General features: G+C 65.6%; 21 protein-coding genes and 1 tRNA gene. 13 read left to right on the top strand and 9 right to left on the bottom strand.

The window, feature by feature from the left end; all coding sequences use genetic code 11:
• Positions 1 to 47: 47 nt before the first annotated feature.
• Complete coding sequence (locus AC58EF_RS02105) at positions 48 to 212, top strand: hypothetical protein (protein ID WP_497274086.1); 165 nt, start codon at positions 48 to 50, stop codon at positions 210 to 212.
• Between the two features lie 67 nt (positions 213 to 279).
• Here AC58EF_RS02105 and AC58EF_RS02110 read toward each other — a convergent pair.
• A tRNA-Val gene (locus AC58EF_RS02110) sits at positions 280 to 354 on the bottom strand.
• Positions 355 to 482: 128 nt separating this feature from the next.
• Here AC58EF_RS02110 and AC58EF_RS02115 point away from each other — a divergent pair.
• A complete protein-coding gene (locus tag AC58EF_RS02115) occupies positions 483 to 1,814 on the top strand; it encodes a dicarboxylate/amino acid:cation symporter (RefSeq protein WP_497274183.1) in 1,332 nt (443 codons plus the stop codon).
• Here AC58EF_RS02115 and cpdR read toward each other — a convergent pair.
• A complete protein-coding gene (gene cpdR, locus AC58EF_RS02120) occupies positions 1,811 to 2,194 on the bottom strand; it encodes a cell cycle two-component system response regulator CpdR (protein WP_497274184.1) in 384 nt (127 codons plus the stop codon). The genes AC58EF_RS02115 and cpdR overlap by 4 nt on opposite strands.
• Positions 2,195 to 2,329: 135 nt before the next feature.
• Here cpdR and AC58EF_RS02125 point away from each other — a divergent pair, with 135 nt between their 5' ends.
• Entirely contained in the window at positions 2,330 to 3,223 is an 894-nt protein-coding gene (locus tag AC58EF_RS02125) for an N-formylglutamate amidohydrolase (protein ID WP_497274088.1), read from the top strand.
• 84 nt (positions 3,224 to 3,307) lie between these two features.
• Here the strand turns inward: AC58EF_RS02125 and AC58EF_RS02130 are convergent, their stop codons facing one another.
• Together AC58EF_RS02130 and AC58EF_RS02135 are read right to left on the bottom strand one after the other, a co-directional pair.
• Complete coding sequence (locus AC58EF_RS02130; protein WP_497274090.1) at positions 3,308 to 5,206, bottom strand: acyltransferase family protein; 1,899 nt, start codon at positions 5,204 to 5,206, stop codon at positions 3,308 to 3,310.
• 406 nt (positions 5,207 to 5,612) lie between these two features.
• On the bottom strand, positions 5,613 to 7,010 hold the full coding sequence (locus AC58EF_RS02135; RefSeq protein WP_497274091.1) for a helix-turn-helix domain-containing protein: 1,398 nt from the start codon (positions 7,008 to 7,010) through the stop codon (positions 5,613 to 5,615).
• A gap of 140 nt (positions 7,011 to 7,150) precedes the next feature.
• On the opposite strand from AC58EF_RS02135, the gene AC58EF_RS02140 reads away from it, so the two are divergent.
• The gene (locus tag AC58EF_RS02140) at positions 7,151 to 8,743 is read left to right on the top strand and encodes an isocitrate lyase (RefSeq protein ID WP_497274093.1); all 1,593 of its coding nucleotides are present in this window, start codon (positions 7,151 to 7,153) and stop codon (positions 8,741 to 8,743) included.
• A gap of 389 nt (positions 8,744 to 9,132) precedes the next feature.
• On the opposite strand, the gene AC58EF_RS02145 is transcribed toward AC58EF_RS02140, so the two are convergent.
• Positions 9,133 to 10,941: a DUF885 domain-containing protein gene (locus AC58EF_RS02145; protein ID WP_497274094.1), complete on the bottom strand. Its 1,809-nt coding sequence runs from the start codon at positions 10,939 to 10,941 to the stop codon at positions 9,133 to 9,135.
• Positions 10,942 to 11,205: 264 nt separating this feature from the next.
• Between AC58EF_RS02145 and AC58EF_RS02150 the strand changes: the two genes are divergently transcribed.
• From AC58EF_RS02150 to AC58EF_RS02185, 8 genes are all read left to right on the top strand, one after another.
• Entirely contained in the window at positions 11,206 to 11,904 is a 699-nt protein-coding gene (locus AC58EF_RS02150; RefSeq protein ID WP_497274096.1) for a glutathione S-transferase family protein, read from the top strand.
• 103 nt (positions 11,905 to 12,007) lie between these two features.
• Positions 12,008 to 13,459: a 3-isopropylmalate dehydratase large subunit gene (leuC, locus tag AC58EF_RS02155; RefSeq protein WP_497274098.1), complete on the top strand. Its 1,452-nt coding sequence runs from the start codon at positions 12,008 to 12,010 to the stop codon at positions 13,457 to 13,459.
• Between the two features lie 109 nt (positions 13,460 to 13,568).
• Entirely contained in the window at positions 13,569 to 14,189 is a 621-nt protein-coding gene (gene leuD, locus AC58EF_RS02160) for a 3-isopropylmalate dehydratase small subunit (protein ID WP_497274100.1), read from the top strand.
• A 56-nt stretch (positions 14,190 to 14,245) separates the two neighbouring features.
• The gene (locus AC58EF_RS02165) at positions 14,246 to 14,569 is read left to right on the top strand and encodes a DUF1476 domain-containing protein (RefSeq protein ID WP_497274101.1); all 324 of its coding nucleotides are present in this window, start codon (positions 14,246 to 14,248) and stop codon (positions 14,567 to 14,569) included.
• 30 nt (positions 14,570 to 14,599) lie between these two features.
• Positions 14,600 to 14,833, top strand: coding sequence for a BolA family protein (locus AC58EF_RS02170; protein ID WP_497274103.1), 234 nt, complete (start codon positions 14,600 to 14,602; stop codon positions 14,831 to 14,833).
• Between the two features lie 59 nt (positions 14,834 to 14,892).
• Positions 14,893 to 15,225, top strand: coding sequence for a Grx4 family monothiol glutaredoxin (gene grxD / locus AC58EF_RS02175; protein ID WP_497274104.1), 333 nt, complete (start codon positions 14,893 to 14,895; stop codon positions 15,223 to 15,225).
• Positions 15,226 to 15,701: 476 nt separating this feature from the next.
• Entirely contained in the window at positions 15,702 to 16,070 is a 369-nt protein-coding gene (locus tag AC58EF_RS02180; protein ID WP_497274106.1) for a BlaI/MecI/CopY family transcriptional regulator, read from the top strand.
• Positions 16,067 to 17,623, top strand: coding sequence for a M56 family metallopeptidase (locus tag AC58EF_RS02185; RefSeq protein WP_497274108.1), 1,557 nt, complete (start codon positions 16,067 to 16,069; stop codon positions 17,621 to 17,623). Before AC58EF_RS02180 ends, AC58EF_RS02185 begins: the two co-directional genes overlap by 4 nt.
• Positions 17,624 to 17,626: 3 nt before the next feature.
• Here AC58EF_RS02185 and rsmA read toward each other — a convergent pair whose 3' ends face one another.
• The 4 genes from rsmA to AC58EF_RS02205 form a co-directional block, all read right to left on the bottom strand.
• Positions 17,627 to 18,466, bottom strand: coding sequence for a 16S rRNA (adenine(1518)-N(6)/adenine(1519)-N(6))-dimethyltransferase RsmA (rsmA, locus tag AC58EF_RS02190; RefSeq protein WP_497274110.1), 840 nt, complete (start codon positions 18,464 to 18,466; stop codon positions 17,627 to 17,629).
• Positions 18,459 to 19,481 carry a 4-hydroxythreonine-4-phosphate dehydrogenase PdxA gene (pdxA, locus tag AC58EF_RS02195; protein WP_497274111.1) on the bottom strand — a complete coding sequence of 341 codons (1,023 nt, stop codon included), beginning with the start codon at positions 19,479 to 19,481 and terminating at the stop codon, positions 18,459 to 18,461. Before pdxA ends, rsmA begins: the two co-directional genes overlap by 8 nt.
• Positions 19,459 to 20,844, bottom strand: coding sequence for a peptidylprolyl isomerase (locus AC58EF_RS02200; protein ID WP_497274113.1), 1,386 nt, complete (start codon positions 20,842 to 20,844; stop codon positions 19,459 to 19,461). Before AC58EF_RS02200 ends, pdxA begins: the two co-directional genes overlap by 23 nt.
• An 87-nt stretch (positions 20,845 to 20,931) precedes the next feature.
• The gene (locus AC58EF_RS02205; RefSeq protein ID WP_497274114.1) at positions 20,932 to 23,199 is read right to left on the bottom strand and encodes an LPS-assembly protein LptD; all 2,268 of its coding nucleotides are present in this window, start codon (positions 23,197 to 23,199) and stop codon (positions 20,932 to 20,934) included.
• A 174-nt stretch (positions 23,200 to 23,373) separates the two neighbouring features.
• Between AC58EF_RS02205 and AC58EF_RS02210 the strand changes: the two genes are divergently transcribed.
• Positions 23,374 to 24,819 (top strand): leucyl aminopeptidase, encoded by a 1,446-nt coding sequence (locus AC58EF_RS02210; protein ID WP_497274115.1) that lies wholly within the window; start codon positions 23,374 to 23,376, stop codon positions 24,817 to 24,819.
• Positions 24,820 to 24,902 lie beyond the last annotated feature (83 nt).

Consider the following 24,902-nt stretch of genomic DNA (forward strand, 5'->3'; position numbering starts at 1 on the left):
TTCCGCCACGCTATAGTCGAGCGCCCGTTTATCTTGCGAGTTCGATCATGCGTGCCCCAGCCCTCAATCCCGTCCACGTCGATCCTGCCGATGACGAGGTCATCACCGCCGCCGATATCGAAGCCTGGGTCAGGGTGGAACGCGCCCTGACGGTCAGGCGCATGGCCTGCCGCACCGCGCGCGCCGCCGTCGGACGTATGACGAAAGGATAGGCGGACCCGCCTGACAGCCAAAAAAAGAGAAAGCCCGCCGCCTCGAAAGAAGCGACGGGCTTTGTCATGGTGGGCGTGGCAAGGATTGAACTTGCGACCCCTGCGATGTCAACACAGTGCTCTACCACTGAGCTACACGCCCGCCGTGGAGGGGGCCAATAGCGGGGGGCGGCGCGGCGTGCAAGCGGGAAATTGCATGGTCCCAACATTCTTCTGGACAGGGGTGGGGTCGCCCATATGCTGCGATGCAAACAGGGGGACGCCAAGATCATGCTGCCATCGCCATCCTCGCCGTTGCAGACGACGCCCCGGCTGCCCTTCTACCGTCAGCTTTATGTCCAGGTGTTGGTGGCGATCGCACTGGGCGTGCTGATCGGCCATGTCTGGCCCGATGCGGGCAAGCAGCTCAAGCCGCTCGGCGAAGCCTTCATCAAGCTGGTGAAGATGGTCATCGCCCCGGTCATCTTCCTGACCATCGTCACCGGCATAGCGGGGATGAAGGAACTGGGCGCGATCGGCCGGGTCGCGGCCAAGGCGTTCGGCTATTTCCTGACCTTCTCGACCCTGGCCCTGATCGTCGGGCTGATCGTCGCCAATGTGGTGCAGCCGGGCGCCGGCCTCAACATCGATCCCGCGACGCTCGATGCGGGCAAGGTCGCCGACTATGCGCATCAGGCGCATGAACGCACGCTCACCGGCTTCCTGATGAGCATCATCCCCTCGACCATGGTGTCGGCGGTGGCGGACGGCAATATCCTTCAGGTGCTGTTCGTGGCGATCCTGTTCGGCATCGCGCTCACCATGATCGGGGACAGGGCGCAGCCGCTGATGACCGTGCTCGAATCGGCCAGCCATGCCGTGTTCAAGCTGGTCGCCCTGCTGATGAAGGCGGCGCCGCTTGGCGCCTTCGGGGCGATGGCCTTCACCATCGGCGAATATGGGGTCGGCGCGCTCGCCAATCTCGCTGGGCTGGTCGCGACCTTCTACCTGACCTCGCTGCTGTTCGTGCTGGTGGTGCTGGGCGGGGTTGGATGGCTGGTGGGCTTCAACATCCTCCACCTCATCCGCTATCTGAAGGCGGAACTGCTGCTCGTGCTCGGCACTTCCTCGTCGGAAGCGGCGCTGCCCAGCCTGATCGAGAAGATGGAGCGCGCCGGTTGCCGCAAGTCGGTGGTCGGGCTGGTCGTGCCGACCGGCTACAGCTTCAACCTCGACGGCACCAACATCTACATGACGCTGGCGGCGCTGTTCATCGCCCAGGCGTGCAACGTCCATATCAGCCTGGAACAGCAGATATTGCTGCTGCTGGTCGCGATGATCTCGTCCAAGGGCGCGGCGGGCGTCACCGGCGCGGGCTTCATCACCCTGGCGGCGACGCTGTCGATCGTGCCGACGGTGCCGGTCGCGGGCATGACGCTGATCCTGGGGGTCGACCGCTTCATGAGCGAATGCCGCAGCCTCACCAACTTCATCGGCAATGCCGTGGCGACGGTGGCGGTGTCGGTGTGGGAGAAGGGGCTGGACCGTGAGCGCTTTAGCGCCGCGATGGCGGGCATCCCCCTCGACCCCACGCCCGATATGGAGGAAGTGGTGCCCGATTAGGGCCGGATTTCGGGCGACGCGCTCTCGCTGTCGAACATGCGCTCGACCTCCAGCACCAGATCGCGCAGGTGGAAGGGCTTGGACAGCACCTTGGCCTGCGGCACGGCCTTTCCGGCCCTCAGCGTGACGGCGGCGAATCCGGTGATGAACATGATCCGCATGTCAGGCGCGACCTGCGCGGCATGTTGGGCCAGTTCGATCCCGTCCATCTCCGGCATCACGATGTCGGTCAGCAGCAGGTCGAACCGGTCCGAATTGATATGCGGCAACGCCTCCAGCCCGGTGGCGACCGGCACTACCTCATAACCCGATTTTTCGAGCGCGCGGGCGAGATAGGTCCGCATACTGTCGTCATCTTCAGCCAATAATATGCGAATCATCGCCCCGTTTTCGTCCTGTTGCATGGTCGCGCAAGTCCTGCCCTATGGCTGGCGCGAGGCCCTTTTATATGCGACAAGGTGTAAATATTATCTACCCGACTAACCAAATTTGGCGCGCCGGCGAAAGGAAGTGAATTGGACGACCGCGCGGCCCGATCGCTTGTTTCGACATCTGCTCCCTTCGACCTGCACGGACCGGCGACGCCCGATCGTCCCGTCATCCTTTCGGTGCCCCATGCCGGACGCGACTATCCGCCGGCGTTGCTGGCGCAGGCGCGGGTCCGGCCGGAGATGCTGCGGCGGCTGGAGGATCGCTGGGCCGATCTGCTCGTCCAGCCGCTGATCGCGCGGGGCTTCACCCTGCTGATCGCGCGCGCGCCGCGGGCGATGATCGACCTCAACCGGCATGAACGGGAAGTGGACCCGACGATGGTGCGCGATCTCCCGCACGGCGTCGCGCTCCAAGGCAGCGCCAAGTTGCGCGGCGGCCTCGGCCTGTTGCCGCGCCGCCTGCCGGGGGCGCAGGATCTGTGGCGCGGCCCCTTGCCCTGGGCTGAGGTGCAGCGGCGGATCGACCAGGTGCATCGCCCCTATCATGCGATGCTGGCGCAACTGATGCAGGCGGCGCAGCGGGCGCATGGCCATGCCATTTTGATCGACCTGCACAGTATGCCGCCCTTGCCGCCATCGATGCCGGGCCGCCGCGCGCCGGGCATGGTGCTGGGCGACCGCTTCGGCCGCAGCGCGTCGAGCCGACTGATGGCGCTCGTCGCCGACATTGCCGAGGCGCATGACGTGGCGACGGCGCAGAACCATCCCTATGCCGGCGATCATCTGCTGGACCGGCATGGGCGGCCGGGCCGGGGCCTGCACGCGATTCAGCTGGAAATCGACCGGAGCCTCTATCTCGACGCGACGCTCGACCGGCCGGGGCCGGGGGTGGAGCGGATGCGCGCGCTGGTGACGGACATTGCCGAGGCGCTGGCGCGCGAATTGCCGCGCGCGGATTATGCCCTTGCGGCGGAATAGAGCATCGCGCGCAAAAGCCTGTCCTGAGCCTGCCGAAGGATGGGCTTTTGCGCAACAAGCGATGCGACAACAAAGAATCAAGACCTAACGCTTGCCCCCGATTACGAGCCGCGCGCCCGCGACGCTCAGATGATGGCTGTCGAAATAGAGCGGCTTGCCGTCCCGCTCGATCGCGCAATGGGACGCGTCGCACAGCGTCGCGATCGAATCGATATAGGTGACGCCCCGCGCCTGCCACGCCGCGAACAGCGCGCGCAGGTGGCGCGTGCGCCCCTCGATCGCCGCGCGTTCGACCCCGGTCGCGCCCGCCAGCTTCCCCACGCGGGCGAGGTGCGCCAGTCGCCGCGGCACGTCGAAGGGCTGGGGCGGCGCCGGCCCGATGATCGTCACGGCCCGGCCTTCCGCCCGCAGCGCCGCAACGGTGCGGTCGAGCCGGGCGACAAAGGCGGGATCGTCGAAATCGCCATTGCCCCAGAAGGCGGCGAGATAGACGCGGCGGATATGCGGATCGGCGCGGATCGCGGCGAAGGCGGCGCGGTTGGCGGCGGCGCAGCGAGCGTCCTTCGCCTCATAGCCCAGCACCGGCGGACAACTCGACGCGGTGCGCTGGATCAGCGACCGGCCCTCCGCGCGCGCCTCTTCCCCCAGCGCATAGGCCAGTTCCACCCCATGGCTGTCGCCCCAGAGCAGCGCGTCGGGGGCCGTCCTCGCGCCCAGCGCGCAGGGCTGCACGCCGCGCACGAAGCTGTCATGGCACCGCCCGCGCTCCGGGCTGACATCGTCGCGTCCGGCGATCTGCGCCAGCACCGCGGGGGCGAAACGCGAAGGCCATGGCCCGGCGGCGAGCAAGGCCAGCGACAGGCCGCACAGGAGAGCCATGGCGGCCGCCGCAAAGCCGAAGATCGCACGCGCCGATACGCGGCGGGGATCGCGGAAGGGCCGCTCGACGAAGCGCCACGACAGATAGGCGGCGAGCAAGGCGCCGCCGATCACCGCGATCCGCGTCCAGCCCTCCACCGGCATGTCGGTCGCATATTCGGTGAAGACGATCAGCGGCCAGTGCCAGAGATAGAGCGAATAGGAGAGAAGGCCCACGCCCACCAGCGGCGGCAGGGCGAGCAGCCGTCCCATGCTGGTGCCAGGCGCGCCATGGAGCAGTGCGGCCGCGCCCGCCACCGGCAGCAGCGCCGCCATGCCGGGAAAGAGCGTAGTGCGGTCATAAAGGACGACCGCAACCGCGATCGCGACAAAGCCCGCCCAGGCGATCGCCTCGCGCAGCCAGCGCGCCCGCACCGCCGGCACGGCCCCCAGCGCCAGCAGCGCGCCGGCGAACAATTCCCAGGCGCGGGCGGGCAGCAGGTAGAAGGCGAAACCCGTCGCATCGCGCTGCATCGCGATGCACAGCGCCAGCGACCCCGCCGCCACCATCGCCACCACCGCGGTCCGCCAGCGCGGCGCGAAACGGGCCAGCAGCATCAGCAGGATCGGAAAGCCGATATAATATTGCTCCTCCACCGCCAGCGACCAGGTGTGGAGCAGCGGCTTCACGTCCGCCCCGCCGGCGAAATAGCCGGTGTCGGCGAAGAACCAGAGGTTGGAGGCGAAAAAGGTCGCGGCCAGCGCCGATCGGGGCACGCCCTCCAGGTCGCCCGGCAGGTAGAGCCAGGCCGCAGCGCCCAGCACCGCGACCATCATCAGCGTCAGCGCGGGCAGGATGCGGCGAAAGCGTCGCTCGTAAAAGCGGGCGAGCGAAAAATGTCGCTCATCCACCTCGCGCGCGATGATGCCGGTGATCAGATAGCCGGAGATGACGAAGAAGATGTCGACGCCGACATAGCCGCCCGAAAAGCCTGGCACATGGGCATGGAACAGCAGCACCGGCAGGATGGCGAAGGCGCGCAGCCCGTCAATGTCGCGGCGATAGCGAATCGCGGCCTGTGTCTGTTCCTGTCTATGGGCCTGGGTCGATGACGGCGCGTGCATCAGGCGGCCTTAGGTCCAAAGCCCTGACAATCTCTTTACCCGACTCGCATCGCTTCCCCGTCGCCACTCGCAATCGCGGACCGATCGATATTTCCGTAACGTCATCGGCGATCGTTCCACATGCGATTGCATTTCGTGCAACTGCTTCTTTTTCCTTCGCATTTGCGAAGCTTCCGGTCGGTTGGCAGAGGGGGTGTGCCTTTCAGGCATCCTCTCCTAAAAACTTTCAGGCTGGCCTTCGGGCCGGCCTTTTTTTTGTCTCACTGCCGCGCTACAAGATTTTAGCTGATGCCGCGCCCATAATAGTTTCTTGGGAGAGGATGCCGCCGGCAAAACCGGCAGGGCGCGACATGGTTGGGGGATGAGCGCGCCTTCGCGATCTCCCCCATTTTTTTCCGCTCCCTTTTCATCCATCCGCAAAACCGAAGGGCGCGCGCGTCCGGCGATAATCGTCGGGCAGCATCTCGCGCCCGATCGGCGGGGCGGATCGCGCCATGCACTGGGTGCGATGGCACAGACGGCATGTGACGCCGATCGGCGTCGGCTCCACCGGCGCGGCGTCCTGCGTATAGATTAATCGATGGGCATGTTCGGCCGCGCAGGCCAGCGCGATCGCGCGTTCCACCCTGGGCGCCCCCCATCCGCCGCCGCCCGCCGTCACCGTCCGCGCGATCGAGAAGAAAAGCTGGCCGTCGGGCAGTTCCAGCCATTGCGTCACCACCTGGCGCGGCGTTTCGAACACGCGATGCACCGACCAGAGCGGGCAGGAGCCGCCATGGCGCGCGAAGGGAAAGCCCGCGCCGTCCAGCCGCTTGCTGACATTGCCGGCCGGGTCGACCCGCAGGAAGAAGAAGGGCACGCGCTCCTGCCCCGGCTTCTGGAGCGTGGTCAGCCGATGCGCGGTCTGCTCGAAACTCGTCCCGAACTGCCGCGCCAGCGCCTCCACATCATAGCGCTTCGCCTCCACCGCTTTCGCAAAGCCGGTATAGGGCATCAATATCGCCGCCGCGCCATAGCTGGCCAGCGCCCGCCGCGCCAATCGCTGGCCGCTCGTCCCGCTGAACTGCCCGTCCTTCAGCAACGCGTCGAAGCTCTTGCGCATCTCCAGATAGGCGATCTGGAGCGCCAGCTGGAACTGCGAACTGGCCCCGTCCAGCGCATCGTCCAGCAGCACCGCGTCGCGATGCCGGTCCAGCCGCCGCATCGACCCGGCCATCACGTCCGACGGCAGCCGCCGCACCCGCAGATTGTGCCGCGCCTTGAGCCAGGCGGTCAGTCCGCCCTCGGCCTCTGCCTCGGCCGCCAATTTCTCCGCCGCATCGTCCAGCAGCGGAAAGCTGTTGCGTCGCGCAGCGAGGAAGCGGCGCGATTCCGCGACCGGATCGGCGACCTCTTCTTGCGGTTCCAGCCCCGCCCCCCGATCCGCCAGCGCCAGATGTTCCTCGCGATAGCTGGTGTAGAGCCGCAGCAGCGCCTCGGTAATGCCCGGATAATTGACCGCCACGTCGCCGGTGGCGAGCTGGGGCAGGTCGATGTCGGCGAACATCGGGTCTTTCAGCACCGCCTGCAACCGTGCCGTCTGTTCCGCGCCGCCGTCGCCCGCCACCTCGGCCATGTCCAGCTTGTAGGTGCGCGCCAGCCGCAGCAGCATGTCGGCGGTCAGCGGCCGCTGGTTGCGTTCCAGCAGCGCCACATAGCTGGGCGAAATCTCCAGGTCCGCCGCCATGTCCGCCTGCGTCAGCCCCAGGTCGCGCCGCAGCCGCCGCAGGCGCGGCCCCATATAAACCGGGCGATCCTTGGCCATGACAATGATTCTCCTGTGCAGCCTTTACAACTTTACAGCAGATTTTTGTAAAGATCGACAACTAGACTTTGGCAGGGGTGCGCAACAGGTTCGAGACTGTCTACTTCGCTGTCCATTCCCGCTCACCCAAGGATGGACAGATGACCTATCAAAGTGAAATCGCGAAGGCCGGCGACCTTGTCGGCGGACAGTCCCACTGGGACGGCATCGCCCCCGAATCCGTCGCCCGGATGCGGGTGCAGAACCGCTTCCACACCGGGCTCGACATCGCCCGCTACACCGCGAAGATCATGCGCGCCGACATGGCCGCCTATGATGCCGACCCGGCCAACTACACCCAGTCGCTGGGCTGCTGGCACGGCTTCATCGGCCAGCAGAAGATGATCAGCATCAAGAAGCATTTCGGCACCACCAAAAGCCGCTATCTCTATCTGTCCGGCTGGATGGTCGCCGCGCTGCGCAGCGAATTCGGTCCGCTGCCCGACCAGTCGATGCATGAAAAGACCAGCGTCCCCGCGCTGATCGAGGAACTTTACACCTTCCTGCGCCAGGCCGACGCCCGCGAGCTGGGCGGTCTGTTCCGCGATCTCGACAAGGCCCGCGCGGAAGGCGACGAGGTCAAGGCCGCAAAGCTCCAGCAGCAGATCGACAGCTACGAAACCCATGTGGTTCCGATCGTCGCCGACATCGATGCGGGCTTCGGCAATGCCGAGGCGACCTATCTGCTCGCCAAGAAGTTCATCGAGGCCGGCGCCTGCTGCATCCAGATCGAGAACCAGGTCTCGGACGAAAAGCAGTGCGGCCATCAGGACGGCAAGGTCACGGTCCCGCATGAGGACTTCCTCGCGAAGATCCGCGCGGTCCGCTACGCCTTCCTCGAACTGGGCGTCGACGACGGCGTGATCGTCGCGCGCACCGACTCGCTGGGCGCGGGCCTGACCAAGCAGATCGCCTATACCCGTGAAGCGGGCGATATCGGCGACCTGTATAACGGCTTCCTCGATTGCGATCCGGTCGATCCGGCCGCGATCGGCCATGGCGACGTCCTCATCAGCCGCGACGGCCAGTTGCTGAAGCCCAAGCGCCTGCCGTCGAACCTCTACCAGTTCCGCGCCGGCACCGGCGAGGATCGCTGCGTCCTCGACTGCATCACCGCGCTCCAGAATGGCGCTGACTTGCTGTGGATCGAAACGGAAAAGCCGCATATCGGCCAGATTGGCGGGATGGTGAACCGCATCCGCGAAGTCATCCCCAATGCCAAGCTAGTCTACAATAATTCGCCCAGCTTCAACTGGACGCTGAACTTCCGCCAGCAGGTTTTCGACGCCTGGGAGAAGGAAGGCCGCGACCTTTCCGCCTATGACCGGGCGAAGCTGATGAGCGCGGACTATGACGCCACCGACCTCGGCATCGAGGCGGACGAACGCATCCGCACCTTCCAGAAGGATGCGGCGGCGCAGGCGGGCATCTTCCACCACCTCATCACCCTGCCGACCTATCACACGGCGGCGCTCAGCACCGACAATCTCGCGAAGGAATATTTCGGCGAGGCGGGGATGCTGGGTTATGTCAAGGGCGTGCAGCGTCAGGAAATCCGCCAGGGCATCGCCTGCGTCAAGCACCAGAACATGGCCGGTTCCGACATTGGCGACGACCATAAGGAATATTTCGCCGGCGAAGCCGCGCTCAAGGCCGGCGGCGCGCACAACACGATGAACCAGTTCGCGGCCTGACGGCCGCCGGGGAACCAGTTCGCGGCATAAACTGAAACGTCATTCCCGCCTGCGCGGGGATGACGATGAAATGGCTATTCCTTGCGGCGTGCAGGCCGCAGGTCATCCATCCTCCCTGTGATATCCCGATGATCACCGGGGGGATGGGTTCCCCTTCCGTCACGATGATGGAAAGTGCAAGTTTCGCGGCCGGGGCCGTGAAAACAGCCAGTTCGCGGGGATATCGACACGCCCCTCGCGATTTGGGTGGAAGGAACTGGACGGCCCGGCGGAGCACGCCGGGCCGTTTTTTGTCGACGCGCCAACATCCGTTCGTTTCGAGCTTGTCGAGAAACGCACGCTAAATGCTATCGGCTTCTCGACTTCGCTCGAAGCGAACGGGCGTGGTTTTACGCGATCCCCGCTCGCTGCCGCACCGTCTGCTTCAATATGTCGAGCGGCATCGCGCCCAGAGTCAGCACCTCGTGGAACTGCTTGAGGTCGAATTTGTCGCCCTGCTTCCGCTTCACTTCCTCGCGCAGGTCGTTCCACACCGTATGGCCGATCTTGTAGCTGCACGCCTGGCCCGGCCAGACGGTGTATCGGTCGATCTCGCCCTGGCTGCGGCCGCGGGCGATGCCGGTGGTGGCGATCAGATAATCGGTCGCCTTCTCCCGGCTCCAGCGCTTGGCGTGCATACCGCTATCGACCACCAGCCGGGTGGCGCGGAACAGCAGCGACTGGAGATAGCCGACCTGCCCCAGCGGATCGCCTTCATACATGCCCATCTCGTCGGCCAACTGCTCCGAATAGAGCGCCCAACCTTCCGAATAGCCGCTGTAGAAGCCGCGCCGGCGGATCATCGGGATCGAATCCGATTCCAGCGCCACCGACACCTGTAGATGATGGCCCGGCACCGCTTCATGATGGGTCAGCGTGGCAAGGCCGAATTTCGGCCGGTCGAACGTATCGCGCAGATTGATGAAATAGATGGCCGGCCGCGACCCGTCGAGCGAGGCGTTCTGATAATAGCCGCCCGGCGCGCCCGCCTGGATCGTCACCGGCACGCGGCGCACCTCCACCGGCGCTTTGGGCACGGTGTTGAACGCTTCGCCCAGCCGCTTCTGCATCGCGACGATTTGGCGGTTGAGCTGCGCCAGCAGCGCCTCGCGCCCCGGATCGGTGTTGGGGAAAAGCTGGTCGGGACGCTTGTTCAACGCCACCAGCCGGTCGCCGACCGTCCCCTGGCTCATCCCCTCGCCCTTCAGGATGGTGTCGATCCGGCTGGAGATATTCGCGACCTGATCAAGGCCCAGTTGGTGGATTTCCTCCCCCGTCAGCTTCGTGGTGGTCGCGGCCTCGGCGGCAGCGGCGTAGAAGGCCTCGCCGTCGGGCAGGCGCCAGCAGCCTGCATCATGCACGGCCCTGGCCCGCAATTGCTGCACCAGCGCCCGCTGGCGATCGACAGCGGGGAAGATCTTCTCCGCGACGATCTTCTCGGCTTGCGCGGCGCGCTCGGGCGGCAGGCCGGCGGCGGCCAGCTTCTTCGCGAAGGAGGCGACCAGCACGGTCTGCGCCGCCGGCTGGTCGCGCAGCGCCGCCTGCATCTTCATGGTCGTGTCGAGAATATAGTCGGGCGCGAACACGCCCTTGGCGGCGTCCGTCTTCTGCCGGTCCAGCTCGCCGTCCATCGCCGCGGGGAAGGCTTCCAGGCGCGCCAGATAGGCGTCGGCATCCGTCGCATCCTTCACCCGATGCTGCGAATCCAGAAAATCGGGCACCTCGCGATAGCTGCCCGTGAGCTGCGAAAGAATATAGGGCGCATAGCGGCCCGCCGTCTCGCCGTAGCCGAAGCGCTCGCCGCCAACGGCGCGGTCGAGCTGATAGGCGACGACATCATAATCGAGCTGGCTCGCCGCGCTCAGCCCGGCGCGATCAACGCTCTCCAGTTGCTTCGCCTGCGCCTTGGTCCGCGCCAGTTCGCGCGCAGCCCCGGCGGCGCTGGTATCGGTCAGCTTGCCGCGCAGCGCCGCCCGCGCGCCGGTGTCGAGGCCGAGCCGCGTGGCGCTTTCGGGCGACTCCTCCAGCCGCTCGTAGAAGAAGCCGTCCAGCATCGCCCGCAGGCGCGCATCGGCGTCACCCGTCTGGGCAAGGGCGCGGGGCGTAGCAGCTGCGATGGCGGTGGCGCCGCTGGTGGCGAGAAACTGGCGTCGGTTCACGGGAAAGGAACTCCATGACGGGGAAAGGGCGGCAGCGGATGCCGCCTGCGATGCGCCCTTGTGCCGCGCGATCAAGGGCTTGGCTAGACCCGTCAGCGTCCGTTCGGTTCGAGCTTGTCGAGAACCCTCGCGCGACCTTCTCGACTATGCTCGAAACGAACGGGCGTCCATAAGCCCAACTTGTCAGCTGCATGGATCGTTGCGGCTATATCGCCGTTACCCCATCGGCTATTTCGCGCGCAGCTTGCACAGGAAGGAAAGCCGATGTCCTACACGCTCATCACCGCCAACCGCAATTACAGCAGCTGGTCGCTGCGCCCGTGGGTGCTGATGAAGGCGCTGCACATCCCGTTTGAGGACCGGATCGAACCCTTCGCTGCCGCCACCAACTATGCCGCCTTCCGCAGCTTTTCGCCCACCGGACAGGTGCCCGCGCTGGTGGACGGGGCCGATGGCGAAGGGCGCACCGTCTGGGATTCGCTCGGCATCACTCTCTATCTCGCCGATCGTCATCCCGGCGTCTGGCCGGCGGACGAGGCCGCGCGCGCCTTCGCCCAATGCGCCGCGGCCGAAATGCACAGCGGCTTCACCACCTTGCGCAGCGACTGCACCATGAATGTCGGCGTCCGCGTCGAACCGCATATGCACTCACCAGCGCTCAACAAGGATATCGCCCGCCTGCGCGAATTGTGGGAGCAGGGGCTGGACCGCTTCGGCGGCCCCTTCCTTGCAGGCAGGGTCTTCACCGCGCTCGACGCCTTCTACGCCCCGGTCGCCTTCCGCGTCCGCACCTATGGTCTCGATGTCGGGCCGATCGCGCAGGCCTGGGTCGACCATATGCTGGCCCAACCCGCCATGCAGCAATGGGAAGAGGAGGCGCTGGCCGAAACCTGGCGCGAGGAAAGCCATGAGGCGGAGATTGGCGCGGCCGGGCGCATCGTCGCGGACTATCGGGCGCAATAGTCGCGACTGTGTAACATTCTTGCCCGGTTGATAGGAAAAACTGCCGATTTCGGTCCTTCACCCCCTTTCCCCATGGCCCTGACGGGTTTAGGGGGAGGAGGATATGGTCAAGCCTCGCACTCTCTATGAAAAAATCTGGGACGCGCACATTGTCGAGCGCCGCCCCGACGGCACCTGTCTCATCTATATCGACCGGCACCTCGTCCATGAAGTGACGAGCCCGCAGGCGTTCGAGGGGCTTCGCCTGGCCGGCCGCAAGGTGCGCCGGCCCGATCTGACCCTTGCGGTGCCCGATCACAACCTGCCCACCACTCCGCGCCGCGATGCGCAGGGCAACCGCATCCCGATCGCCGATCCCGAAAGCGCGCAGCAGCTTGCCGCGCTGGAGCGCAATGCGCCCGAATTCGGCGTCCGCCTGATCGGCGATGCCGATGCGGAACAGGGCATCGTCCATGTCGTCGGCCCGGAACAGGGCTTCACCCTGCCGGGCACCACGCTCGTCTGCGGCGACAGCCATACCAGCTCGCATGGCGCGCTGGGGGCGTTGGCCTTCGGCATCGGCACGTCGGAGGTCGAGCATGTGCTCGCCACCCAGACCCTGCTGCTGAAACAGTCGAAGACCATGGCGGTCGTCGTCGATGGCCAGCTGGCGCCCGGCGTCACGCCCAAGGATGTGGCGCTGGCCATCTGCGGCACGATCGGCACGGCGGGCGGCACCGGCTATGTCATGGAATATCGCGGCTCCGTCTTCCGCGACATGTCGATCGAGGGGCGCCTGACCGTCGCCAATATGTCGATCGAGGCGGGCGCGCGCTCCGGTCTGTTCGCCCCTGACGAAAAGACCTTCGCCTATCTGCGCGACCGTCCGATGGCGCCCAAGGGAACGGATTTCGACGCCGCCGTCGCCTGGTGGAAGACGCTCGTCACCGATGAGGGCGCCGTCTTCGACAAGACCGTCGTCATCGACGCCGCCGACATCGTGCCCAACGTCACCTGGGGCACCAGCCCGGAAGATGTCGTGCCCGTGACCGGCGTGGTCCCTGATCCGCAGAGCTTCGCCGACCCGTCCAAGCAGGCCGCCGCCCAGAAGTCGCTCGACTATATGGGCCTCACTGCCGGCCAGCGGATGGAGGATGTCGCGATCGAGCATATCTTCATCGGCAGCTGCACCAACAGCCGGATCGAGGATCTGCGCGCCGCCGCTGCTCTGTTGAAGGGCCGCCATATCGCATCGGGCATCAAGCACGCCATGGTCGTCCCCGGTTCCGGCCTGGTCAAGCGCCAGGCGGAAGAGGAAGGGCTGGACCGCATCTTCCTCGACGCCGGATTCGAATGGCGCGAGCCGGGCTGTTCGGCCTGCCTCGGCATGAACCCGGACAAGGTGCCGGCGGGCGAGCGTTGCGCTTCGACCAGCAACCGCAATTTCATGGGCCGTCAGGGGCCGGGATCGCGCACCCATCTGGTGTCGCCCGCCATGGCGGCGGCGGCGGCCATTACCGGCCGTCTGACCGACGTTCGCGCAATGTTGAACGAAAAAGAGGGGATGGCGCTGTGAAGAAGATTTTCTGGCTGCTGACGCTGGGTGCGCTGGCTAGCGCGGCGATGGCCGCGACGCTGGGCCGCGCCGAAGACACGCCGGCGGCCGAGACGAAGAAGGTTCATTGATGGAAAAACTGAACGTGGTCGACGGCCGGGCCTATCCGTTCGGCATGAAGAATGTCGACACGGACATCGTCATCCCGGCGCATTGGCTCAAGACGATCTCGCGCTCCGGCCTCGGCAAGGGCGCGTTCGAGGTGCTGCGCAAGGAACCGGGCAACGTCTTCGACGATCCCGACTATGCGGGCAGCCCGATCCTGATCGCGGGCGACAATTTCGGCTGCGGCTCCAGCCGCGAACATGCCGCCTGGGCGCTCGGCGACCTGGGCATCAAGGTGGTGATCGCGCCCAGCTTCTCCGACATATTTTCGGGCAATGCCTTCAAGAACGGCATATTGACCGTCGTGTTGCCGCAGGCGGCGGTCGACCGGCTGCTGGAGGTTGCCAAAGGTATCAACGGAACGCCCGATCCGATCCATGTCGATCTGGAGGCGCAGACCGTCACCACCCAGTTCCAGGACCGCTTCACTTTCGAGATCGACCCGTTCCGCAAGCATTGCCTGCTCGGTGGTCTCGATGAAATCGGCCTGACGCTGGATCAGGGCGACGCGATCGACGGCTATGAAGCCAAAGTGGCACAGGAACGTCCCTGGATCGTGCCCGCGCCTGCGCTCGGCGTTGCGTAATTTCGCGCTTCTGCCTATCAATTAGTCAAATACAGCTTGCAACAGGGCCAAGACACATGACCACCTTCGACGATCGCGAAAAGGCGTTCGAAAATATGTTCGCCCACGATCAGGAGATGCAGTTCCGCATCCAGGCGCGCCGCAACCGGCTGCTGGGTGAATGGGCTGCGGCGAAGATGGGCCTGACCCCCGAAGAAACCGACGCCTATGCCAAGGCCGTCGTGCAAGCCGATTTCGAGGAAGCGGGTGACGAGGATGTCATTCGCAAGCTGCTGGGCGACATGACCTCGGCCGGAATCGACATCGATGAAGCGGGCGTGCGCCTTGCGCTCGACGAGCAGGCGGTGATCGCGCGCCGCATGTTCATCGAAGCCCAATAGTCCACTCGAACCAGTAAGGCAGGCTATCCCATGCCCATGGCGGCGGACGATATTGCGGACATGATCAGGGCCGCCATTCCCGATGCGCAGGTCGAGATTACCGACCTTGCCGGGGACGGCGACCATTATGCCGCCCGCGTGGTGTCGGAAAGTTTCCGCGGCATGACCCGCGTCGCCCAGCAGCGTGCCGTCTATGCCGCGCTTGGCGGGCGCATGGGGGGCGTGCTCCACGCCTTGCAACTCACCACCGCCGTTCCCAACTAACGGCCATCAGGATGTTCGCGCGCCCATATGGCGACGCCAGAGAGAATTGGACCAGCAAAATGACCGACGCCGTGCAGCAGCGGATCGCCGAGATCGTCAACGGCAATGACGTTGTGCTCTTCATGAAGGGCACGCCGCTTTTCCCCCAATGCGGCTTTTCCAGCCGCGCGATTGCGATCCTGGAGCATCTGGGCGTCGCCTATGACACGGTCGACGTGTTGCAGGACCAGGGGGTTCGCCAGGGCATCAAGGCCTTTTCCGACTGGCCGACCATCCCCCAGTTATATGTGAAGGGCGAATTTGTCGGCGGCAGCGACATCATGATGGAAATGTATGAAGCCGGCGAACTGCAACAGTTGATGACCGACCAGGGCGTTGCCGCCGCCAGCTGATCGGGCTTGCGAATGACGCAGCAAGGGGCGGTCCGGGATGCCGGGCCGTCCCTTTTCGCATCGCGGATGATATCGGCTTGATCGTCATCCGTTGCTGTCCGGGACGGACAGATCAACGGAATGTCATCCGCGTCCCGCCTCTTCCAATGTAGGATTTTCTCTGATCTATCCTGCCGGATGGAAGCCCATGCCTGCGCCTTCACCGCTGCACCGGACCCGCGCGGCGCCGATATCTGTCGCTGTCGCGGGTGTGTCGCGCACCTGTCGCGCAGCAGGCATATGGGTGTCGCGTCGGAGGCGCGTTCCAGTCGCTTCGCGAGCGCTTTACAGGCGCGAATGGCCGAAAATCGGCCACGACACCGTGAACTTCGGCGAAAGGATCAAAGGGGCGCCTCCCGTCGTGGTCCCTGTTGACTACATTCGTAATCGATGCGATTACGTCTGTAGTTGTTAAACATGCGAGTCGGATTCAGGACGTGAGCGAGAAGATCAGCGAAGCGGAACTGGTGGTGATGGAAGCGCTGTGGGAAATCGCGCCGCAGACCGCCAACGACGTCGCCGACCGCGTCGCCGCCGATCGTGACTGGAGCCTTCAAACCGTCAAGACCCTGTTGTCGCGGTTGATGGCGAAGGATGTGATCGCCGCGGATCAGGATGGCCGCCGCTTTCTCTATCGGCCGCTGGTCGCGCGCGACGATTATGTCGCCGGCGAATCCGGGCGGCTGGTGAACCGGCTGTTCGGCGGGCGGGTATCGCCGCTGGTCGCCCAGCTGGCGCAACAGGATCAGTTGACGGCGGAAGATATCGCCGAGCTTGAGGAAATCCTGAAAGGATTGAAATCATGAGCGTCTGGCTGGTTGAAACGCTGATCGCCACCACTTTGTTGATGGCGCTGGTCATGATGCTGCGACGGCCGATCGCGCATTGGCTGGGGGCGGGGGCGGCCTATATGCTCTGGGTTCTGCCGCTCGTGCGGATGCTGCTGCCTGCGCTGCCCGACACTGTCGCCGATCCCTCGCCGCTGCATGTTGCGGTCGATCAGGCGGGGTTGCCGGCAATGCTCAACGATGAACCGGCCATCGCCCTGACCAATGCCGCGCCGGACATGCCCTGGCTGGAAATCGCCATCGCGGTCTGGCTGACGGGGTTGATCGCCTTCCTGGCTGTGCAGGCGGTCGGCTATGTCCGTTTCCGCCGCCACATGCTGGCCGGATCGACGCAGGTGGGCGAGGAAGGCCGCATCCGCATCGTCACCAGCCCGCAGGCGTCCGGCCCGCTCGCCTTCGGCATCTTCCGGCCCTTCATCGTGCTGCCGGTCGATTTCGCCCTGCGCTACGATCCGCAGGAGCAGGACATGGCGATCGCGCATGAGCGGGCGCATCATATGCGCGGCGACCTGACCGCCAACATGATCGCGCTGCTGCTGCTGGCGATCCACTGGTGCAATCCCGTCGCCTGGATCGCCTACCGCGCCTATCGCGCCGACCAGGAAACCGCCTGCGACGCACGCGTGCTCTCGCTCTACGGCAGTGACCAGGCCCATGCCTATGGTCGCGCCATCCTGAAGGCCGCTGGCGGCCGGCAGTTCGCCGGCGCCTGCCATCTCACCCGTCTCGCCACGCTCAAAGGGAGGCTGAAAATGTTGTCGTCTCATGAAACATCGCTGCGACGCATCAGCTGGGGCATGGCGGCCGTCGCCCTTGTCACCGCCACCGGCCTTGCCCTCACCGCATCGGGCAGCCGCGCCGCGCAGCAGATGGCGGCGATCACCGAGAAGGTGGAAAGCGCCGACCTTGCCCGTCTGACGGACCTTGTGGCCCGGCCGGTCCAGGCCGGCATTCCGGCCGTGCCCGCCGCGCCTGCCGTCCCGGCTGCGCCCGCGGCCCCGGTTGAGCCTGCTGCGCCGGCCGCGCTTGGTCATGGCGATCCGCTGTCCCATGCCGCGCCGCCACCTCCGGTCCCGCCCGCCGCCGACATGGTCGCGCCGATTCCGCCGGTTCCTCCCGTGCCGCCCGTGACCGTGCGCAGCGAAAGGGGCCGGATCACCGTCAGCCATGCCGATGGCCGCGTCGAAACCCATCGCATTCCCACCGAAGCGGAGATTGCCCGCATGGTGCCGATCGTCGATGTCCGCGAAGGGTGCGACGGCGACCAGATGACCAGCCATCGCGATTGGACCGACGCCAATGGCCGCCGTCACATCCGCGTCCGTATCTGCGAACGCGCCATCGAAGCGCAGGCCCGGCAGGCCGCCCGCATGGGCAAGGCCGCCGCGCGCGCCGGACTGATGTCCGCCCGCGCCCAGATCGCCGCCGCACGGATGCCCGCCGAGGACCGGGCTGACGCCTTGCGCGACATTGATGATGAGATCGCGCAACTTGACGGCGAAAGGGACTGAGGCTCAGCCTTGGCCCAGTCGCCGGGCGACCGCGACAAATTCCTCGACGCTGACGGTTTCCGCGCGGCGCTGCGGGTCGATCCCCTGGGCCTCCAGCGCCGTCAGCGCACCGGGCAACCCCTTGAGGCTCTGGCGCAGCATCTTGCGCCGCTGGCCGAAGGCGGCGGCGGTCAGCCGCTCCAGATGTTTGAGCTGCACGCCTTCGGGCGAGGGCTTCGGGGTCAGGTGGACCACCGCCGACATCACCTTAGGCGGCGGGGTGAAGGCGCTGCGATGCACTTTCATCGCGATCCTCGCCTCGCTGCGCCACTGCGACAGCACCGCCAGCCGGCCATAATGATCGGTGTCGGGCTTGGCGACGATGCGCTCTGCGACTTCCATCTGGAACATCAGGGTCAGGCTCCGCCACCAGGGCAGGGGCGACCAGTCCGCCGACAGCCAGCCGACCAGCAGCGGCGTGCCGACATTATAGGGCAGGTTCGCGATGATATGTGCGCCTTCCCCCACTTCCGTGCGCGCATCGACCTGCATCGCGTCGCCGGAAATGACGCGAAGCCGGCCCGGGAAGGCCTCCTGCAGTTCGGCCAGAGCCGGCAGGCAGCGATCGTCGCGCTCGACGACGACTAGTTGCGCCCCCGCGCGCAGGATCGCGCGGGTCAGACCGCCGGGGCCGGGACCGACCTCGAAGGCGCGCGCCGCCTTGAGCGGGCCGGGGATCGCGGCGATCCGGCCTAGCAACTGCTCGTCGAACAGGAAATTCTGGCCGAGCGCCTTGCTCGCGGCGAGCCCGTGCCGCGCGATGACATCACGCAGCGGCGGCAGCGCTGGGCGAGGTTCAACCATGGGCGATGCGCGCGCGGGCGGCTTCGGCCGCCATCCTCAGCGCTGCTATCGTCGCGCCGGGATTGGCGCTGTCGGTGCCGGCGATGCCGAAGGCGGTGCCATGGTCGGGCGAGGTGCGCACGATCGGCAGGCCCAGCGTGATGTTGACGCCGTCGTCGAAATTCAGCGTTTTGATCGGGATCAGCGCCTGGTCGTGATACATGCAGAGCGCGGCGTCATAGCCTTCGCGCGCCCGCGCATGAAACATGCCATCAGCGGCCAGCGGCCCGACAATATCCAGCCCATCCTCGCGCAGAGAGTCGATCGCGGGGCGGATCACCTCGATTTCTTCGCGGCCCAGCGCTCCATTTTCTCCCGCATGGGGATTGAGGCCAGCGACCGCAAGACGCGGGCGGCCGATGCCGAAATTGCGCTGCAATCCCTTGGCGGTGATCAGCGCACGGGCGCGGATCAGATCGATGGTCAGCACCGAAGGCACGTCGGCCAGCGGAATATGGATAGTGATCGGCACGACCTTGAGGGACGGGCCGGCCAGCATCATCACCGCATTATGCGGCGCCACGCCGCAGCGTTCGGCGACGAATTCGGTCTGGCCGGGATGGGTGAAACCGACGCCGTAAAGCTGTTCCTTGCCCACCGGCGCGGTGACGATCCCCGCCGCCGATCCGGTGCGCGCAAGGCCGACCGCGACCTCCAGCGACTGGAAGGCCGTCCGGGCGCCGTCGGTGCTGGGCCTGCCAGGCACGATCTCGCCGGCCTCTGCAACCTGAAGACAGGGCAGGGCGGAGCCGAACGCGTCCCCCGCTTCCTCGGGCGCGCTGATCGGCGCGATCGGGCCGAGCCACACCGCGCGCAGCGACGCCGCGTCGCCGACCGCGAAGAAGGGCGGCAGGCCTCGCGCCTCGCGCATCACCCAGCTCTTGGCGACGATCTCCGGGCCGATCCCCGCCGGATCGCCGAGCGAGACGGCGAAAGGCGGGAGGCTCGAGGGGTCAGTTATATTCGATGACGGCATCGCGGCGGAGGTCGCGCAAATAGATGCGCGCGCGCTTGTTGACCCGTTCTTCTTCCAGCTGCGCCATGATCTGGTCGGCATTGGGCGCATTGGCAGACGCCGGATCGTCCCGTCCGCAGACCACCAGCACGCGCACGCCGTCGGTGATGGAGCCGAAGGGCGGGGTGGCCTCGCCGACCTGGAGGTTGGTCAGGATTTCCTGAAGCTGCGGCGGCAGGTCGCGCACCTTCACATTATCGTTATCAACCACGTCCGCGCCGATTTTCGCCCCGACTTCATTAGCCTGGCCGCAACCCTTGATCTCCTTGACCGCGGCGGCGAAGCTGGCGGCCTTGGCGCTGGCCTGCTCCTTGGTCGTGCCCTGCGGGAAGAGGACGGACAGCTGCTTGAGGCTCAGCAGCGCGTCGCGCGGATCAGCGGTCAATACCTTGCGCTTGTCCATGACGTAGATGAGCGACACGCCGCCCACCGTCTCGATCGGGCCGGCGATCTGGCCGACCTGCATTTCCGATGCTGCCTGCGCCAGTTCGGGCGGCAGCTGGGCCGGGCGAATCCAGCCCAGGTCGCCGCCGACCGCCGCGGTCGACGCTTCGGAAAATTGCCGGGCATAGGCTTGGAAGCTGCCGCCCTGCTGGATCTGCTGGATGATGTTGCGGGCGTTCGCCATGATCTGGTCGCGATTTTCCGGGGTCGCGGACAGATAGATTTCGCCGATGCGGAACTCGTCGCTGCCCTTGGCGGCGTTGAGGCGATCGACCACCGACTTCACTTCCTCCTCCGACACGTTGACAAAGGGCTGGATGTTGCGGCGAAGCAGGCGGCTCCAGGCGAGTTCGCCCTCGATCTGGCGCTTGATGCTGGCGGACGAGCTGCCCTTTTCGCGCAGATAGCCGTCGAACTGGGCGGGCGACTGGCGGAAATTGGCCGCGACCCGCTCATAGCTCTGATTGACCTCCGCCGGATCGATCTTGATGTCGTTGGCGGCCGCTTCCTGGATCTGCAGCGTTTCATCGATCAGGTTGCGCAGCACCTGGACGCGCAGGCGCTCCTTTTCCTCGTCCGCCACCTTGCCGCCGTTCGCGGTGATGATCAGGGCCAGCCGCTGGTCGACATCGGTGCCGGTGATGATGCGGCCGTTGACGATCGCCGTCGCCTTGCGGACATTGGGATCGCTCTTGCCGAAGACGGTGACGTCCTTGGGCAGGTTGAGCTGCTGGGAAGCGACATTGTCCGTGTCGTCGACGGTCTGCGCGGCAGCGGGCTGGATGCCGACGCCAAGCAGCGCGGAGGACAGGAGCAGGGCGCGCAAACCGGAACGAACGCCGTGGATCATGCGGTTGGACGTAGAAACGACAGGCAGCATCGTCGGCAACAATCTCCAATACGGTCCGGCGCGTGATGCACCGATCCGCCTTAACCAGCCCTGACGGGAACGCGGGAAGCGTGATCCTTATATGCCAATATTGCGGAAAGCTAGCCGTAGCTGGAAACCATTGCCCTTTCGGGCGTCGCCATTGGTCTGATAATCGCGCCGCCAGGTGAAGCCGAGCGTCAGGCAATCATCCTCATAGGCGATCCCCAGTCGATGGCGAACCGGCTGATAGCCATCGGATATGCTGCCCGGATCTTCCCTCGCGTCGGTCAGGTCGATCACGGTCGATCCGAACACCGACCAGAAGCGGGCGAACTGGACGCGGCCGCCCAGACGCAGTTCCTCGCGATCCTGCAAATCCTCCAGCGCGGACATGGCGTCGCGGTTCAGACGCAGATAGCCGACCATGGCATAGGTCTTCTTGCTGCCGACGGTCGCGTCGATCTCGTTCCGGCGGACGGCCAGATTATCCTTGTCCAGACGGAAACGGTGGGTGAAGGCGATGAAATCCTTGTAGCGGATCGTAGTGCGCCCCACGATGTCGGAGGTTCGGTCGGACAGACCCGTGCCGTCGGGCAGAATGCTGGTGCGATCGTCGAGGCGATAGCTTTGGCCCACATTGCTCTGGAGCGAGAAGTTGGGCAGATCCAGGCTATATTCGATGCCATAGGTGACGCGCGAGCTATCCTCGAACCGGTCATAGCCAGCGAAACGGTTGAGCGCGAAGAGGTTGCTGTCCTCCAGGTCGACGGCGCGCGCGTCCTCATTGGGCAACGACAGGTTGGCGAGATGCGGCGCCGCCACGATCTGCACGCGCGGGGCGATACGCTGGACGCCGCCGAACGCTTCACCGACGAAGGGCCAGCGCATGTCGACCGCCGCGGCGGCGATGCCGCGCGCCTGCCATCCCGGATCGCCGGCATAGCTGACGACGCTGGTCAGCAGATTGTCGCTGCTGTGATAGACGTCGCCGCGCAGATAGCCGGTGAAGGTGACTTCCTGGCCCAGGCCGGTCAGCGTGCGGAGATTCCATTCGGCGGCGGCGAAGGCGCGTTGCGTATCCTGCCCACTGGTGCGGGTGATCGCCAGCGTGTTCGCCTGTAATTGCAGCACGCCGCCGAGCCACGGGTCCTTCATCCGCAGGCGATAGTCGATCACCGGCAGGGCGATCGGCGTCTGCCCTTGCGAATCGCCCTGGCGCAGCGTCTGCACTGCCCAACCGCGAATCGACAAATAGCTGTTATCGCCGATCCGCTGCGCGCCGATGGTCGACCGCAGCCTATCCTCGCGGCTGATGTCGTAGCGGCGCAGGAAGGTGCGGTCGGTGGCGACGCGAATCGATCCGTCGACGCTCCATTCGGGCGACAGTTGCAGCGCGCCGCTGGCATCGAGGTGGCCGCGAATATCCTTTTGCGAATTGGCGGCGACGGCATCGGAATCGCCGATTCCCACGCGCCGGCCATAGGTGACATAGCCGGTGATCTGGTACGCGCCGCGATCCCAGAGGTGCCGGTAATTGGTTTCCAGCATCGGCAGCGTCTCGGTATAGACGTGCGGCGTGACGGTGACATCGCGGTTGGGCGCCAACTTGAAATAATAGGGCAGGGCGACCTCGAAACCATTGTTGCGGTCGTAGCGCAGGTTCGGCACCAGCAAGCCGCTGCCGCCATTGTCGCCGACCGGGTGGCTGAGGCCGGGCAACGGGATCAGCGGCAGGCCGAACAGTTCGACATTGGCGTTCTTGTAGGTGACGCGCTCGCGCGTCGGGTCGTAGATGACGCGGACAGCGTTGATCTGCCAGGTCGGCTCCTTAGGGCAGCCGTCGCTGTCCTCGACCGAACAGCCGGTATAGGCGGCGTGATGGAGCGTGTAGACGCCGTTGACGCGCTCGCCCTTGGTCGACGCGAGTCGGCCGCCGGACTGGAGCACCAGCAGCATATTGTCGACCGCGCCGTCCTTCAGCGTGTCGGTGACGTCGAACCGATCACCATAGGCGATATTGCCTTCGGGATCGGTGACGGAGACATTGCCCTGCGCCTCCACTTTCCCTGTATTGCGGTTCCACACGACCCTGTCGGCGCGCAGTCGATTGCCGTCGCGCAGCAGCTGGACATTGCCGTTCGCGGTGACGATCTCGCTGTTGCTGTCATATTGCAGCGCGTCGGCGGCGAAGCCGATCTGATCCTCATTGTCCGGCACCGGCGCATCTGGCGCGCTGACCGGCGTCTGCGGCTCGTTAAGCTGCTGCGCCTGCGCGACAGAACTGGCGGCGAGTGCGACGCCACCCAGCAAGGCAGCACGTAAGGAAATGGAGAACAGGATGTTTTGCAAGCGGTAAGGCCTCATCGACGGGCGCATCAGCCATCCGCCTATCGCACAGAAGGCGGCTCGGCAATCGTTCCTGGTTCATCTTGCGGAGCAAAATCGGTCGAACGGCTTTGCCAGACGGGGAAAGCACACTATCTGGCAATCAAGAGCGCGGTTTTCGCCGCCCATGGCCACAAGAGGATAAAGAGCCAGATGGATATCCAGTTCAGCCCAACCCGGCCCGATGCCGACACGCTGGTCTTCGCCCTGCCCAAAGGCGGCGTCGACGGACTGCCGCTTGCCGCGGCGTCGACCCTGGCGGCGGGCGCGGCCGCATCGCGCTTCACCGGAGAGGCCGGCACGAGCTTCGAAAGTTTCGCCGAGGAAGCGGGCAAGACGGTGCGCGTGCTGCTGGTCGGTGTCGGCGGCGCGAGCGAGCAGGATTATGAAAAGGCCGGCGCGGCGCTGACCGCCAAGCTCAATGTCAGCGGTGCGGCCCACGCCGCCGTCGAATTTGTCGGCGGCGCGAGCGGCGATCAGGCGGCGCATCTGGCGCTGGGCGCGCAGCTTCGCGGTTGGCGGATCGACAGCTATCGCACACGCCAGGCCGAAAAGGCCAAGCCGACGCTCAAGACCATTACCCTGGTGGCGACGGGTGCGGACGCCGCCTGGGAGAAGCTGTCTGCCATTGCGGCGGGCGTTGCCTTCACTCGCGAACTGGTGTCGGAACCGGCGAACATCCTTTATCCCGAAAGCTTCGTCGAACGCTGCCGCCATCTGGAGCAGCTCGGCGTCAAGATCACGGTTCTCGACAAGGCGGCGATGGCGGAGCTGGGCATGGGTTCGCTGCTTGGCGTGGCGCAGGGTTCGGTGCGTGAAGCGAGGCTGCTGGCCATGGAATGGGACGGCACCGACGGTGCGGTCGAAAAGCCGGTCGTGTTCGTCGGCAAGGGCGTGACCTTCGACACTGGCGGCATTTCGCTCAAGCCGGGTGCCGGCATGGAAGACATGAAGTGGGACATGGGTGGCGCGGGTGCGGTCGCCGGCGCGATGAAGGCGCTGGCCGGGCGCAAGGCCAAGGCGCGCGTCGTCGGCATCTGCGGCCTGGTCGAAAATATGCCCGACGGCAATGCGCAGCGCCCCGGCGACATCGTCACGTCGATGTCGGGCCAGACGATCGAGGTGTTGAACACCGACGCCGAAGGCCGTCTGGTGCTGTGCGACGCGCTGACCTGGGCGCAGCGCACCTATTCGCCCGAAGTGGTGGTGGATCTCGCAACGCTCACCGGCGCGATGATCGTCTCGCTCGGCAATGAATATGCCGGCATCTTCTCGAACGACGACGGCCTTGCGGCCGATCTGATCGCGGCGGGCCAGTCGGTGGGCGACCCGCTGTGGCGCTTTCCGCTGTCGGCGGCCTATGACAAGCTGATCGACAGCCCGATCGCCGATATGAAGAATATCGGCCCGCGCTTTGCCGGATCGATCACCGCCGCGCAGTTTCTCAAGCGTTTCATCGAAGATGGCGTGAAGTGGGCGCATCTCGACATCGCCGGCATGGTCTGGGCCGACAAGCCCGGCGGCACCTGGGACAAGGGCGCGACCGGCTATGGCGTGCGTCTGATCGACCGCCTGGTGGCGGACAAGTTCGAAAACTGATCCGTGCCTCATCCGTTCGGGCTGAGCCTGTCGAAGCCCCGTTCTTTTTCTTTGAAGATCGGGCGGCCCTTCGACAAGCTCAG

This window comes from Sphingobium sp. WR1, from assembly GCF_059693745.1.